11 protein-coding genes and 2 pseudogenes are annotated in these 14,536 nt (G+C 37.9%); 10 read left to right on the top strand and 3 right to left on the bottom strand.

Annotated elements, in window-relative coordinates:
* Positions 1–11 precede the first annotated feature (11 nt).
* The 6 genes and pseudogenes from ribB to ACHZEU_RS06210 all read left to right on the top strand — a co-directional run bounded on the left by ribB (position 12) and on the right by ACHZEU_RS06210 (position 5,853).
* A pseudogene (gene ribB / locus ACHZEU_RS06235) lies at positions 12–641 on the top strand (3,4-dihydroxy-2-butanone-4-phosphate synthase).
* Positions 642–656: 15 nt separating this feature from the next.
* Positions 657–1,139, top strand: a pseudogene (gene ribH, locus ACHZEU_RS06230) (6,7-dimethyl-8-ribityllumazine synthase).
* 138 nt (positions 1,140–1,277) lie between these two features.
* A complete protein-coding gene (locus tag ACHZEU_RS06225) occupies positions 1,278–2,717 on the top strand; it encodes a spore germination protein (protein ID WP_404804217.1) in 1,440 nt (479 codons plus the stop codon).
* A 321-nt stretch (positions 2,718–3,038) separates the two neighbouring features.
* Entirely contained in the window at positions 3,039–4,346 is a 1,308-nt protein-coding gene (locus ACHZEU_RS06220) for an ATP-binding protein (protein WP_404804216.1), read from the top strand.
* Between the two features lie 99 nt (positions 4,347–4,445).
* The gene (locus ACHZEU_RS06215; protein ID WP_048389924.1) at positions 4,446–4,994 is read left to right on the top strand and encodes a histidine phosphatase family protein; all 549 of its coding nucleotides are present in this window, start codon (positions 4,446–4,448) and stop codon (positions 4,992–4,994) included.
* Positions 4,995–5,007: 13 nt separating this feature from the next.
* Positions 5,008–5,853, top strand: coding sequence for a GNAT family N-acetyltransferase (locus ACHZEU_RS06210; RefSeq protein ID WP_048389925.1), 846 nt, complete (start codon positions 5,008–5,010; stop codon positions 5,851–5,853).
* A gap of 151 nt (positions 5,854–6,004) precedes the next feature.
* Here ACHZEU_RS06210 and ACHZEU_RS06205 read toward each other — a convergent pair whose 3' ends face one another.
* Positions 6,005–9,103: a copper amine oxidase N-terminal domain-containing protein gene (locus tag ACHZEU_RS06205; protein WP_404804215.1), complete on the bottom strand. Its 3,099-nt coding sequence runs from the start codon at positions 9,101–9,103 to the stop codon at positions 6,005–6,007.
* Between the two features lie 371 nt (positions 9,104–9,474).
* Between ACHZEU_RS06205 and ACHZEU_RS06200 the strand changes: the two genes are divergently transcribed.
* Positions 9,475–9,699, top strand: coding sequence for a transcriptional regulator SplA domain-containing protein (locus tag ACHZEU_RS06200; protein ID WP_404804214.1), 225 nt, complete (start codon positions 9,475–9,477; stop codon positions 9,697–9,699).
* A 12-nt stretch (positions 9,700–9,711) separates the two neighbouring features.
* Positions 9,712–10,740 (top strand): spore photoproduct lyase, encoded by a 1,029-nt coding sequence (gene splB, locus ACHZEU_RS06195; protein ID WP_404804213.1) that lies wholly within the window; start codon positions 9,712–9,714, stop codon positions 10,738–10,740.
* A 30-nt stretch (positions 10,741–10,770) separates the two neighbouring features.
* On the opposite strand, the gene ACHZEU_RS06190 is transcribed toward splB, so the two are convergent.
* Positions 10,771–11,214 (bottom strand): NUDIX hydrolase, encoded by a 444-nt coding sequence (locus ACHZEU_RS06190; RefSeq protein ID WP_404804212.1) that lies wholly within the window; start codon positions 11,212–11,214, stop codon positions 10,771–10,773.
* Between the two features lie 123 nt (positions 11,215–11,337).
* Here ACHZEU_RS06190 and ACHZEU_RS06185 point away from each other — a divergent pair, with 123 nt between their 5' ends.
* Together ACHZEU_RS06185 and ACHZEU_RS06180 are read left to right on the top strand one after the other, a co-directional pair.
* A complete protein-coding gene (locus ACHZEU_RS06185) occupies positions 11,338–12,273 on the top strand; it encodes an arginine deiminase family protein (RefSeq protein WP_404804211.1) in 936 nt (311 codons plus the stop codon).
* 16 nt (positions 12,274–12,289) lie between these two features.
* Positions 12,290–13,603 carry an amino acid permease gene (locus tag ACHZEU_RS06180; RefSeq protein WP_404804210.1) on the top strand — a complete coding sequence of 438 codons (1,314 nt, stop codon included), beginning with the start codon at positions 12,290–12,292 and terminating at the stop codon, positions 13,601–13,603.
* Here ACHZEU_RS06180 and ACHZEU_RS06175 read toward each other — a convergent pair.
* Positions 13,550–14,353 (bottom strand): YqcI/YcgG family protein, encoded by an 804-nt coding sequence (locus ACHZEU_RS06175; protein ID WP_404804209.1) that lies wholly within the window; start codon positions 14,351–14,353, stop codon positions 13,550–13,552. The two genes, ACHZEU_RS06180 and ACHZEU_RS06175, sit on opposite strands and share 54 nt — an antisense overlap.
* Positions 14,354–14,536: the final 183 nt, after the last annotated feature.

Here is a 14,536-nt window from a genome sequence, read left to right as displayed (position 1 = left end):
AGTTGATCATCGTGCTACATTCAATTGAAGAAGCCATAGAGGATTTAAGGCAGGGCAATATGATTGTGGTGGTTGATGATGAGGATCGAGAAAATGAAGGAGATCTTCTGGCACTCGCTGAATTCATCACACCAGCAACAATCAACTTTATGGCAAACAATGGTAGAGGTTTAATTTGTACGCCGATTTCGCAGCAGCTTGCACAAAAGCTAGATTTMTATCCRWYKSTTMWRYACMWYWCMGAKMMCMMKMRAMCCGCATTTACGGTAAGTCTCGATCATGTAGAAACAACGACAGGGATTAGCGCCTTTGAGCGTGCGCTAACGATACAAAGAATGATAGAAAAGCAAGCTAAGCCAACTGATTTTCGTCGACCAGGCCATATTTTTCCGTTGATTGCGAAAGAGCAAGGAGTGCTGGAACGGAGAGGGCACACGGAGGCCACTATTGATCTAGCGAAGCTTTGTCATAGCGTACCTGCAGGTGTTATTTGCGAAATTATGGGTGATGATGGGCACATGCTTCGGTTTGAAGAACTAACAADTWAHGHWGMACATMAWRSRWKRRMARYGWWMRMGATAGAAGMATTGGTTGCTTATCGTAAACAATTATCCACTAATAAAACTAAAATTTCTATGTAAAAAGGAGAAGGAACAATGGGTCAAACATTTGAAGCACAATTAATTGGAACGGATTTGAAAATTGCAGTAGTAGTGGGTCGTTTTAATGAGTTCATTACTAGCAAATTATTGGATGGGGCAATGGATGGTTTAACTCGTCATGGGGTTGATTCTGCATCTATTGATGTTGCATGGGTGCCAGGAGCTTTTGAAGTTCCTTTTATAGCGAAACAACTGGCAGAAACCAAGAAATATGATGCTAYWRWWRRTKKMRSTACTKWTAKTMRKGSMKMWWYAACACACTATGACTATGTTTGTAATGAATCGGCAAAAGGCATTGCCAATGTGTCATTGTCAACGAATGTACCTGTTATTTTTGGAATTGTTACTACCGACAATATTGAACAGGCAATTGAACKTGCAGGAACGAAATCKGGTAATAAAGGCTATGATGCTGCAATGTCTGCAATTGAGATGGCAAATCTAAAGAAAATGATTGGATCAGGACAATTTGAATAGTCGTCACAACATTTGTTTCTTTGAATATTTTGAACAACCATGGGAAAAATATGCTTAAGTGTATTTATTGAAGGTGATTGTTTTCATAAATGTACTAATCTTGAGCTGGCTCAGTAGGAGATGAGAAGTATTTCATCAATGGAACAAATTAATTTGAAAATGTTGAAATCACTATTTCAACGCTCTGCTGATGTGATTTTCCAACAATATAATTTTCAGCAATATACAGTACATTTTATAACTTGTGATGCAATGGTCAATGAGCAAATACTTCAAACTGTGGTTGTTCAACGTGTTCAATCTTTGTTAAGCAATGTCACTGAGGACATGCTAGAGAAAGAAATTGAACAGCATTTACACATTCCCTATTTACAAAAGATTTTATCGAAAGAGGATGCGGTAACTAGGGTCTATAAAGGCCATGTTTTACTGTATTTTGAAGAAAATCAATTACTTTATTCTAGTGATATTTCAAAAAGACCCAATCGAGAGCCTGGGGAAACAACATTAGAACTAGTAGTAAAGGGACCTAGAGATGACTTTATTGAAGATGTTTTTATTAATATTGCTTTATTAAGAAAACGATTACCGACTAATTCTTTTAGTGTAGAGACATTAGAAATTGGTAAGCGTTCTAAAACAACCGTAGCCATACTATATATGGAAGACATTGTGAATTTAAATATGCTGGAACAAATTCGACTTCAATTACAAAAAATTGACACGGATATTGTTATCAATGGCGACTTATTAATGGAAAAAATTGAAAAGACAGCGACAGTTCTTCCAAGACATGATTATACAGGAAGACCTGATTTTGCTATGCAGGCCTTAATTAGAGGAAGAATACTCTTAATGATTGATGGTGTGTCCTATGCCATAATTACACCTGCAAATATTATGTTGCTCTTTAAATCAGCAGAGGATAATGAGTACCCACTCATTGTTAGCTCGATGGAACGATTACTCAGAATTGTCGGGATATTAATAAGTATGCTACTGCCAGGTTTTTGGCTTGCATTGACGACATATCATCAAGAACAGCTTCCATTTCTACTACTTGCTACGGTTGTAGAATCGAGGTCAGGATTGCCCTTTCCAACCATTCTAGAAATTTTAATGATGCTATTTATGTTTGAATTGTTTCGAGAGGCTAACTTGCGCCTTCCTAGTGCAATCAGTGGCTCAGTTAGTGTGGTAGGGGGACTAATTATTGGGGATGCAGCGATTAAAGCAGGTGTTACAAGCCCCTCAATGATAGTTGTGATTGCCATTTCTAGTATCGCTGCATTTACATTGGTCAATCAATCCTTTGTGACGGCTATGAGTATTTTTCGATTAATCATTATTATGGCTTCGGCGTTTTTTGGTTTATTTGGTTTTTTTATATCCGTGTTTTTCATCCTTTTATACACTGCGAATATGAGAGTCTTGGGAGTGCCATACGTAAACTTTAGTGCCGATTTTGAAAAGGGCAATATACGTAAGTCCCTATTGCGACTATCTCCAAAGGGCTATAGTAAACGACCTACCTTTCTTAAGCCGCAAGATCAAACACGGACTTCAAGTAAAAAATAAGCATATTGTGATGAGATCAGGTATTGTTGATACCTGATCTTTTTTTGATACCTTTGCTTTAGTGGTTTTTTCAATTTTCCATTTAAATAGGAAATGAGACATAAAAAGTTATTACTTATCTTTTTAGTTTACTTTCTTGTCAAGGATTATTAAACTATTTGTTACAGTGTGTAATTTTGGGTATGAATAAAATAAAAATTGATTTTGTGTTTTAATTTATGTAGGATATACAAGCAATGTTTGCTTTACAAACAAAAAATAGAGTTAATTATAATATAATAATATTCTAGAATATTTATAGATGAGGAAGTACCGTTTTTTATGAAAAATAGAAAAATAAAACTAATATTAATTCTATCAACGATTTTATTATGTTTGTTTACAAGTTTAAACATCTTTACATCCTATGTAAAAATAAAAAAGACCGTTGAAGAGTCGATTGCCAATCAAAGCTTAGAGGCAGCCCATTCTATTGCTGCATCCATAGATACGGATTCCTATCAGCAATTTTTAAATAATCCACAGGAAAATGATTATTATTGGAAAGTAAGAAATTATTTAAACGATGCAAGGATAAAATTAGGTGCACTATTTGTTTACACCTTAAAGGTGGATAATCCTGAAGTATCTATAGCCATGATTACAGGGATGCCAAAAGAAATGAAAGAGGGCTTCGGTATTGGCGTGGTTTGTACTGTTCCTGCAAAGCATGTTGAAAAGGCCTATAATGGTGAAACCTATGTTACAGAGGTAATTCATGATTCTGAACATGGGTCTTATTTATCTGTTGGTGCACCCATCAAAGATGATAATGGAACAATTATCGGGTATTTAGGCATTGACATTAGTGCAGATACGCTAAATGGTATTAAGGGTAAAGTCATTGAAGACAACCTATTTAATTTTATTTTTAATGGTGTACTTATTTTAATTGTCATCGGTTCTTTTTTATTTTTACAAAGATGGTATCAAAAAGAGGTAGCGAAGGAAGTTGGCGCTACAGAGGACACATATCTAGCAGAAATCAAAACATTGATTACTTCGGTGTCGTCCCTACGTCATGATTTTACGAACCATATCCAAGTGTTACATGGTTTATTACAATTAGAAAAAACAGATCAGGCGAGACAATATTTATCCTCACTATCAAAAGAAGTTCAGGCGATCAAGTCATTAAAATTAAATATTGATCATCCAGGTTTGTCCATCTTATTGCAAACGAAGAAATTAACGGCTCAAAATCATCATATKGATATGGATYTTACSCWKWCWCAAAWKGMMTTTAATAAGATTAAAACGACAGATTTAATCAAGATTCTATCCAATTTAATTGATAATGCGATTGATGCTGCTGTTGAATTACCTGAGGAACAACGTAAGATTAAGATTTGCTGTACAGCAGATGAATCTCAGTATGAATTTAAAATTACCAATACTGGGCCAAATATTGCGAATCCCGATCACATATTCAAACAAGGATTTTCAACGAAAAAACATGAGAATGGTAGACTAAGAGGGCAAGGCTTATTTATTGTCAAAGAAATTGTCACTAAATATAATGGTCATATTTCAATTGATTCATCAAAACATTTAGAAACGACTGCTATTGTCAGAATTCCAATAAAATAACAGAAAAAAGCTTCCTACAAAAAGTTGTGGGGAGCTTAGAGGCATGCCCATCWMWTRCATTACAAAGTAGAAAGTGATATGATGAAGGAGATGAAGAAAATGGAAAAGGGTCTCCTAGCGTTATTGAGAAAAGGTGGGCTAACTTTATATGCAAGACACGGAACAGCAACTATTGGTGTAGATCAAGCATATGGTACATTTCAAAGTTGTCAAAATCAACGGAATTTATCCGATCAAGGTCGTAGGGAGGCAATTTATTATGGTCAAATGCTACGCTATTGGCAAATTCCCATCCTTTCCACCATCACTACCAGTCCTTTTTGTCGGACCATTGAAACAGCACGTTTGGCATTTCCAAACAGCAATCTCCAAATTGACCCCTTCTTGTTTGAAATCTTTATGTTAGGTGGCAATCTTCCTACAGTAGTGCAAAGCAGTATATTAACGATTTCTACATCGATGCTGGAAATCATCCCACCCGAGGGCATAAACAACATAATCATTGGGCATAGCTTTCCAAGAAATGCGGGGCTGGGCATCATTTCGAATATGGGGACGGTTGTCATAAAACCAAAAGGTCAAGGACATGGTTATGAGATTGTGAGAAAACTAACCTTAGAAAATCTAGCAGCATTAGATTCCATTTGAAAAGAGGGATTGTATGAAGATTAAAACAGTTGCACAATGTACATTAGATGAAGTATTGAAAGCATGGAACAAAGGCTTTGAAGGTTATTTTATTGAAATTAATATGACAGCAGAAATGTTTTTACAGCGACTAGTGGGGGAGGGCTTATCTTCTGAGCATTCTATTGTCGTTTTTGATCAAGAGGAACCGATTGCCATTGTGATGAATGGCTTTCGTACCATCGATGGCCAAAAAACAGCTTGGAATGGTGGGACTGGTATTTCTCCAGCATATCGTGGTAAGGGTGTCTCGCGCCTATTAATGGAGGAAACCCTAGCTATCTATAAGCGAGAAAATGTAGAATTGGGTACGTTAGAAGCCATTAAGGAAAATCAGGTAGCCATTGCCTTGTATGAAAAATATGGCTATGTGGTTGCCAATCAATTACTATTTTTAAGCGGCGAGTATGAAGCCAAGGTAACATCTACAGTAGCCCTTCATATAGCGACCATTCGCCCAGAGCAGCTAGCACATCTATCTTTCTATCGGGAAAATGTTCCTTGGCAGTGTAACTGGCAGAGCGTGAAGCATGGGGAAGCAAAGGTGTTTTATAATGATAACAATGAACCACTTGGCTATATGCTATACAAAACATTGTGGAATGAATATGGTGAGGTGGAGCGTATTCTACTTTATCAAATGGTAATACTAGAGGAAAGTAATGTAGAGTTAATAACACAGTTTTTAGCAAGTATTACAACACATAAAGTCCATTTGACGACAGTGAATTTCTTAGCGAGCAATCCAGCAACGAGCTATTTGTTAAAGCATGGATTAAAGGTGACAACAGAGCAGGTACAGATGACAAAGCAACTATAAGCCAGGCTGTCGTTCAGTATACAAATTAATAAAGAGTGGAAATAGAGCGACGTATGTAAAAAGCAGAGGGAAAAGTAATTACAAAACAACAAGGGCTCCTTATGGTACATGAAGCGCCATAAGGAGTCCCAGCTATGAAAAAATAATTGACCTATTGATTAATTTGAGGGTCTTGGAGTGCCTCATTATTGTTATTATCAGGAGATTTATTGAGTTGCACCGAATTATTGGATGTGTTCGATAGCGAAGAAGTTCCTTTCGCCAAAGTCAGAACCTTAGCAACATATTCTGTAGATGAATCAAGTTGATTACCAAATGCATCTACTGGTATGCTTAGCGCTTGGCTGACGTTAGAGAGATTATTCGGATAAATTCTGGTGCTATTTGGATTGCTAATAGCATCCTCCAATTTGAAACTATCTGCTTTATCCTTAGGTAACATAAACACTCTATACTCCGTTACGCTTTGACCATTTTTGACATCAAAGCTAATGTTTATATTGTTATATTTATATCCGTCGCCCTGAAGACTGAGTGTTACTTTCTCCACTGATCCAGGAGCTGAAAGGTCTTCCAAAGCAATGTAGGAAGATGGGTAGGATAAGCTATACATTTCCTTAGAATTTCCACCACCTACAGACAAGATGTATACGCGATATTCTTGGCCATTCGTTATAAGTCTTCCGTCTGTATCTCTACTATTAGCCCCTAATTTCACACTATACTGGCCTTTACTCCAACCTGTATAATTAGTTGCTCTAATAGCTGTATTCAGATCAAAGTCATTTGCCTTTGATGCGGGCACAACTAGAATACGGTAACTATCTATATTTGATTCATCAGAAGGTTTTGTAAACGAAATCTGTAGATCTCGACCATCTCCATAATCACCAACATCGCTAACATTAATATTGCTTACTGCCTGAACAGCTTTGCTTTTACTAATTGTAATCACAGGTGAAGGAGAGGATAAAGCGTAGGCATTTAAAGAGTTACCATTGGCAACAGTCAGTACATAGACGCGATAGCTAGTTCCTTCTGTAATAAAATTACCTCGTACATCCCTAATCCCATCCAATGTTCTATTTGCTGCTAAATTTCCACCTTTGCTTTCTGTGATGTAATAAGAGCTACTATTGGCTTGTGAAAGATTAAAGCTACTGTAATATGCAGTTGGTACCATTAAAATCCGATAATGATTAACATTCGATTCATCTGTAGGCTTCGTGAATGTTACTTGCACATCACGGCCATCCCCTTTATCATCGATATCTGCAACATTCAAATTAGTTACAGCTTGCACAGTGAAGTTCTTAGTTAGTGTAACTGTAGACGTTGCGGCAGTTAGCGCATTGTTTCCTAATGTATTTCCATTGGCAACAGTCAGTACATAGATACGGTAGTTCGTACCTTCTTTAATAGTATTTCCGCGCACATCCCGAGTATTTTCAGATAACGCTTGCTCATATGTGGATTTCCCAGATTTATTAACAGTTGTGTAATTGCTGCTRGATACGCTATTAGCATCCGTCAGACTAAAATTATTGTAATTTGCTGTTGGTACCACCATAATTCGATAGTGATTAATAGGTGCCTCATCAACAGCTTTATTGAATGACACAAAGAGGTCACGACCGTTACCATAATCGCTCACATCGCTGGCAATGATATTCGACACTGCACCCACATTGTTGCTAAGCAGCGAAATCATATTGGAGGCTGAAGAAAGCACATTATTTGCAGAGTTATTAGTTACTGCCATAATAAATACACGATAGCTAACGCCATTTTGAATGGCATAACCGTCAGTATCTTTTGCCCCTGCAGAGAGCACCTGAGTAATATTGCTGCCTGTTTTGTTCACTTGTGTGTAATAAGTGCTAGGTAAACTGTTGGCTTTTGTCAATGTAAAGTTCGTATAGTTGTTAGCTCTTACAACAAAAATTCGGTAAGAGTTAACATTAGATTCGTCAGACACTTTGTTGAAGCTAACTCTCAAATCGCGTCCATCGCCAAAATCATTAACATCATCTACTTGTGTAATAGTTGGAGTAGATACAGTAAGCGTTACTGCTAATGAAGCAGGCGAGAGTTTATTCATGCCAGAATTCGTATTACTTACAGACATAACGAACGCTGTGTAGGATTCGTTATTCTTTATAAAGTCACCTGAAGTATCTCGTGTTGAGGAAGACAGAGTTGCTATCAACGTACTGCCGTTGCTTCCTGATTTGTCCACTGTTGTATAATAATTGCTGGATAAATTATTCGCAGTGGTAAGACTAAAATTGTTAGCATCCTTGGTCTTTACTATAAACACACGGTAATTGGAAGTATTGCTATCATTTTGTGGACGAGTAAAGCTAACTGAGACATCACGTCCATCGCCAAAATCGTTAATATCKCTAATCTTCACATTTGTTACTGCGGTAACAGTAGACATGTTTGTTAGAGTAATCTTCGGAGAAGAAGTTGATAATACGCTAGAATAAGAACCTTTACCAATGGCAAGTATATAAACCACATAAGACTGATCATTTTTTATGTAGTCTCCGTCCACATCTCGCGAGTTTTGCGATAAAGTTACGGCACGATTCGCATTTGAAGTCGATACCACTGAATAATTAGAAGAGGAGACTTTAAGAGCTGATGACAAATTAAAACTTTTAGAAGCCTTCACAACCATAACCCGATAATGATCTACATATGATTCTGTAGACGATTTAGAGAAGCTAACCTCAAGATCACGCCCATCTCCCTGATCATTCACATCTCGAACTGACACATTGCTCGCTGGAGCAATACTGATATTACTTGGAGTGTCAGATTTAATAGATACTTGCTGTTTTTCCGAGTTCCAATCAACATCCTGCCCAAGTGCTTCACTGACGAAGCGTACTGGTACCATTGTTCTACCTTTTAATACCTGTGCTGGTACATCAAGCGTTACAGTCTGGTTATTAATAGTAGCTGTCTTTGATTTAATCTTGAGAACTACCGTTGTATCACCTTTTATCCCTGTGACTGTTTGAGTCTTTTGGTCCCAGTTTACGCTTGCATTCAATGCTTCAAAGATCGCTCTAAGTGGTAGCATAACACGTCCTTGAATCATCGCTGGTGGCTGATCGGTTTTTAATTGCACCCCATCCACATTAATTGTGATGGCTTTTGCCGCTTGTGCGGTTGCCGGCTGTAATACTAACGGTACAATAAGTATCACAGCAAAAAGTAAAGTCCATATTTTTTTCATAAATTCCACCCTTCTTCATGCCATTTGATTGACTTAGCATGACATCTAATTTAACGTATGAGCAGCCTAAAAGTTTCACCCTTTTACCTTTTGAAGAAAATTTAACCATCATGCAGTTTTGATACGTATTCTGGCTTACTTTCCTTACAAGAGGATTGAAAAGAGTAAGGGAATTTTGAGTGGATAACCTCACACTATTCGACGTAGGAGAATTGAATAAAGCAGGTTAAATTGAAGTGTTACAATTTACGGGAAGTGCAATTTTCTTAAAATAACTGCACGACTGTATGTATATTACCAACTAAATTTTTTATGACATATTTTTTGTACACTTTCACCAAACTAATGGAAAGGCAGAGGAAGGTGAAGAGATGCAACAACCATTTGATGTGGGTGATATTGTTTATATTTTTTACCGCAATCCACATATTCAAGATGTAACGAATATACAGGAAGCGGCAGTCGTTTATCATCCAGAAAAACCAGAGGAGMTAGCTCTATTTTTATTTGAAACCTATTATCCAATCACGAATGACATGGTAATTTTTGCAAGCGAGATGGCGGCTGAACAGGCCTATCACCAGTATTTTCATTAAGGGAGGACTCATATGATAAAGCCATTTACCCCTCAGCTTGTTTATTTTGAGCCAGATGCCCTCCAGTATCCATTAGGTCAGGAGCTAAAAGAGAAGTTTGAGCAGATGGGAATTGAAATTCGCTATACAACTTCCCATAATCAAGTGAGAAACCTTCCTGGAGACAATGATTTTCAAAAGTATCGGGTAGCAAAATCGACCTTAGTAGTGGGTATTCKAAAAAMATTAAMGTTTGATACATCTAAGCCCTCAGCGGAATATGCCATMCCATTTGCKACTGGCTGTATGGGACATTGTCATTATTGCTATTTACAAACAACTATGGGCAGCAAACCTTATATTCGGACGTATGTCAATGTCGATGAAATCCTAGAACAGGCCGATCACTATATGGCTGAACGAGCACCTGACATCACTCGCTTTGAGGCATCCTGTACTTCTGATATTGTAGGAATTGATCATCTTACGCATACCTTAAAGCGAGCCATTGAGCATTTTGGACAAAGTGAGCTAGGTCAGTTACGATTTGTAACGAAATTCCATCATGTGGATCATTTATTAGATGCCAAGCATAATGGTCGTACAAGGTTTCGTTTTAGTGTCAATGCTGATTATGTGATTAAGCACTTTGAGCCAGGTACATCACCATTGGAAAAGCGCATTGAGGCAGCGGGGAAAGTGGCAAGAGCTGGATACCCACTCGGATTTATTGTTGCGCCCATCTATCTTCATGATGGCTGGCAGGAGGGCTATTATCATATGTTTGAGCGATTGGACGCTGAATTGCCAAAGGATGTGCGCGATGACATCACCTTTGAATTTATTCAACATCGCTTTACAAAGCCTGCAAAACGAGTGATTGAAAAAAATTATCCAATGACAAAGCTAGAGCTCGACGAGACGGTAAGACGATATAAATGGGGCAAATATGGCATTGGTAAATATATTTATCAAAAAGAGGAAGAGGAAGACATTAAGGAACATTTGTATCGCTATATGCAGAAATTTTTCCCTCAAGCAAAATTAGAATATTTTACATGATAATTAGAGAGAGAACGGCTTGTTTTCTCTCTAAATTAATTGTGCGATATAAGGTTCAATATATCGACGATCTTTTAAATCGTTTGGTMAATGGTAAAGAGAGAAATATTGCATTGTCTCTGATTCATTGTAATCAATCACTAAATTACCAAGCACATTTCTTGTATAGAAGACTGCTGTAACGGCGTATAATTCGTCCCCATTCGAAACTTTAAGGTAACAATCCGGACCAGAAAAAACACCTAGTAACTGTAAATCTGTGATGGCTAGTCCTGTCTCTTCTTGTACCTCTCTTTTGGCAGTATCCTCTAAGCTCTCGCCTAATTCCATTAAGCCTCCAGGGAGCCCCCAACCGCCATCATATCTTTTTTGTAATAATATTTCGTTTTCAGTATTAAGAATGAGAACCACCGAACCAGGTAAAATAATTGGTTGGTGTCCTACATACTGTCTTAAAAATTTATAGTATTCCATAATGACACCCCTTTCTCTAAATAGTTTTAATTGGTAAATTCTTCTTAATTATGGTCTTTGTATAATCTGAAAGTCAATGGTAACGCTAACAGAGATTGTTGTGAAGAAGGAGAGAAAACTTGAATGGATTCATTTCAACTAAATTGTTGGTCAGAACATGGAGAACTGAAAGTAGTGATGCTTTGTGCACCTTCACTCGTAGATGTAACGGATTTAACAATAGCAGAGCAGGTTGGTTGGAGTGATACAGTCAACCATCAGAAGGCGATGGATAATTTCATGGCATTAAAGACAACATTCGAAAACGCAGGGGTACATGTACTTGATTATGCAAGAGAACTAGCCCACGATCAGCAGCTATTAAGTGAGCAGCTCCTCAATCGTTATTTTGTGCGTGACCTAGCCTGTGTCATTGGGAATCGGCTTTTACTTGGAAATGCTGGAACCTCACTTAGAAAACCAGAGTACCCTCTTGCACATTCACTATTAGAAAAATGGTTTCCACAACAATGGAAAGCTAATTTGCAGCCGCTTCATTCCTTCGAATGTGGAGATTTGTTAATTTTAAATAAAGMTGCTGTACTTATTAATCTTGGAATGAGAACTTCGATAGAAGCTATCGAAAGCTTAAAGGAAGGCATTTTTCAAGAGGGGTTTTCTGAAATTGCCATAATTGATTTACCGAAAAGCAATGATACGCTGCATTTAGATATGAATTGTAATGTTGTAAATGCGAAKCTGGTTGTTGCTAAAAGCTTTGTACGCCATTTTCCTATTCAGGTGTTAACAGCTCAAAGCAGTCGTTTTGATATGGTAGAGTCATTTTTAAAGCGTCATGGTTTGGATGTTTACTGGCTGAACTCGTATAAGACCATTCCAGACATCAACTTTATTAACCTGAATCCAGAAACACTGTTGATAAGCAAGCAGGCAACACAACAACAATTATTAGCGCATCCACTGCTGAAGAATAAAAACTTGCTTGAAGTTGATGTCACGGAGCTTGAAAAAGGCGGTGGTGGCATTCGATGTATGACATTGCCATTGGTAAGAACGTAACGAAGGGTTGAGAACAATGACTTCAAAATCAGCTAAAGGAAGTATGGCCTGGTGGCAGCTTTCGCTTCTTGGAATCGGTTGTACTTTGGGCACGGGCTTTTTTCTTGGGACAAGTATGGCCATTCATAAAAGTGGGCCTGCGGTATTAATTCCTTTTTTATTAGCGGCCATTTGTACGTATATCGTGTATGATGCACTTGTTAAAATGTCTGTGGAAAATCCAGATAAAGGCTCTTTTCGTACCTATGCCAAGCAAGCCTTTGGACGCTGGGCAGGATTTAGCAATGGCTGGGTGTACTTGATTTCTGAGCTATTAATCATGGGAAGCCAGCTGATGGCGCTCGGCATTTTTACGAAATTTTGGTTTCCGGCACTGCCCCTGTGGATTGCTGCTTCGATTTATGCTGCTATTGGTTTAGTCGTTATTCTCACAGGCATGAAGGGCTTTGAAAATTTCCAAAATATCTTCGGTGCCTTAAAKGCAGCTGCCATCATTATGTTCATTATTGTTGCAGTGGTTATCATCATGRGAGGTACACCATCTACTACAATGGCTTCACTTCAAGCTAATTATGAAGCATTTTTTTCACAAGGACTAAAAGGTATTTGGCTCGGATTACTTTATGCCTTTTATGCCTACGGAGGAATTGAAGTGATGGGTTTAATGGTCATCGATTTGAAAAATCCAAAAGAGGCGCCAAAAGCGGGGAGAATTATGCTGATCGTGATTACCGTTATTTTTATCATGGCCATCGCCCTTGCATTAGTACTCGTTTCGTGGAAAGACTTTTCGATTGATGAAAGTCCCTTTATTACAGCGCTTCAAGGACACCATATCCCTTTTGTGGCAGATATCTTTAATGGTGTGCTAATCATTGCTGGTTTTTCAACGATGGTGGCCTCGCTTTACGCGGTGATCACCATTCTCACTACACTTGCAGAGGATCATGATGCACCGGCAGTCCTTGCAAAGAAAGGAAAAATGAAAGTTCCTTTTCCAGCCTTTTTATTTTTAACGAGTGGGCTAGTAATTACGATTGTAATTGGTTTTTTGATGCCAGAAAAAATCTTCGAATATTTGATTACAGCGGCGGGTTTAATGTTGATCTATAATTGGCTTTTTATTTTAGTAACCTACTGGAAGCTCATGGAGTTAACTAAGTGGGGGCATGTAAAGAATGCTATGGGGATGTTGCTCATTGCTGTGACGGTATCTGGAACTTTAGGTGAAAAAACAAGCAGACTCGGTTTTTATGTGAGCCTGCTCTTTATAGTCTTAATCAGTGTGGCGACCTGGATTGTTGTGAAAAGGCAAAAAAACMTTACGTAATGAACCGTTTTCCTGAKACATCCTTAAAAAAGGACATTTGGATGGACTATGGTTATCATCACTTAAGAAGTACTGCTTCCATTCATAACTATCTTCTTGCCCATACCATTTTAAATCTGGATGTCCTGGAACTGTGTCGTAGTCTGCAATCCGCTGACGAATGAGCTTTTTGATTTTTCGCCCAAAGGCTGTGGTGTCGTTTATATCATCGAATATCCAACGGGGTTGAATGGCCATTAATAAAGTGGAAAAATGACGACTCTTTCGCAATTTATGGGCTGGTGTTGCACAAGAGATAAAATAGGGTTCACCATGAAAGCAAAACTCCCATTCATGGTGAGTAGGCTCCATTGGTATTCCTTCAGGCCAATTCATCTCATCCAAATTGGTTAAATTATTTAATATGGACCAAAATAACTGCTGATAATCTGCTACCTCAAAGCTATCTTGCATATCGTGAGGGGTATGAAAGAACACAGTAAGAGTTGTATACTTCCCGAAAGTTCGTGATGCTTTCGTATAGTCCTTTAAGCATTGTGCTAACATTTTAATCGATTGCTCTTCCCGTGGATCCCCGACAAAACTATAGCGCAAATGGTTTGATAAAAAGCCCATTCTTGCTGGTATACACGGAAACGTATTTGCTTCATCCGCAATCGTGGCAGCAAAATCTGTATAGGCTGACCGTTGCCATAATGGAAGTGTATCAAACTGTTCTTCAATCCACTCCCGATCAAACACTACTTCCACTTGAGACTCCTCCTTCTACTCACCTTTATACTATTAAAGAAAAGACAAAGTGGTTACGAATCTGTGGTGCGTGACACTAAAGATTTTTAATGATTCAAGTCAAATTATGGCTAACCTTTTTGCGTGTAAGATGAATAATTCCATAAAGAAGAATGAGCAGTTTTGGTTTAGAAGTGATCACTC

The sequence above is a fragment of the Lysinibacillus sp. S1 genome (genome assembly GCF_044986265.1).
Lineage (GTDB): Bacteria > Bacillota > Bacilli > Bacillales_A > Planococcaceae > Lysinibacillus > Lysinibacillus capsici.
The sequence above is the reverse complement of the archived record's forward strand: the minus strand, read 5'-3'. Positions and strand labels throughout refer to the sequence as shown.

Bases quoted from the DNA above. Each gene is read 5' to 3' on its own strand.
- ACHZEU_RS06225 (WP_404804217.1), top strand. From the start codon at position 1,278: ATGGAACAAATTAATTTGAAAATGTTGAAATCACTATTTCAACGCTCT.
- ACHZEU_RS06215 (WP_048389924.1), top strand. From the start codon at position 4,446: ATGGAAAAGGGTCTCCTAGCGTTATTGAGAAAAGGTGGGCTAACTTTA.
- ACHZEU_RS06210 (WP_048389925.1), top strand. From the start codon at position 5,008: ATGAAGATTAAAACAGTTGCACAATGTACATTAGATGAAGTATTGAAA.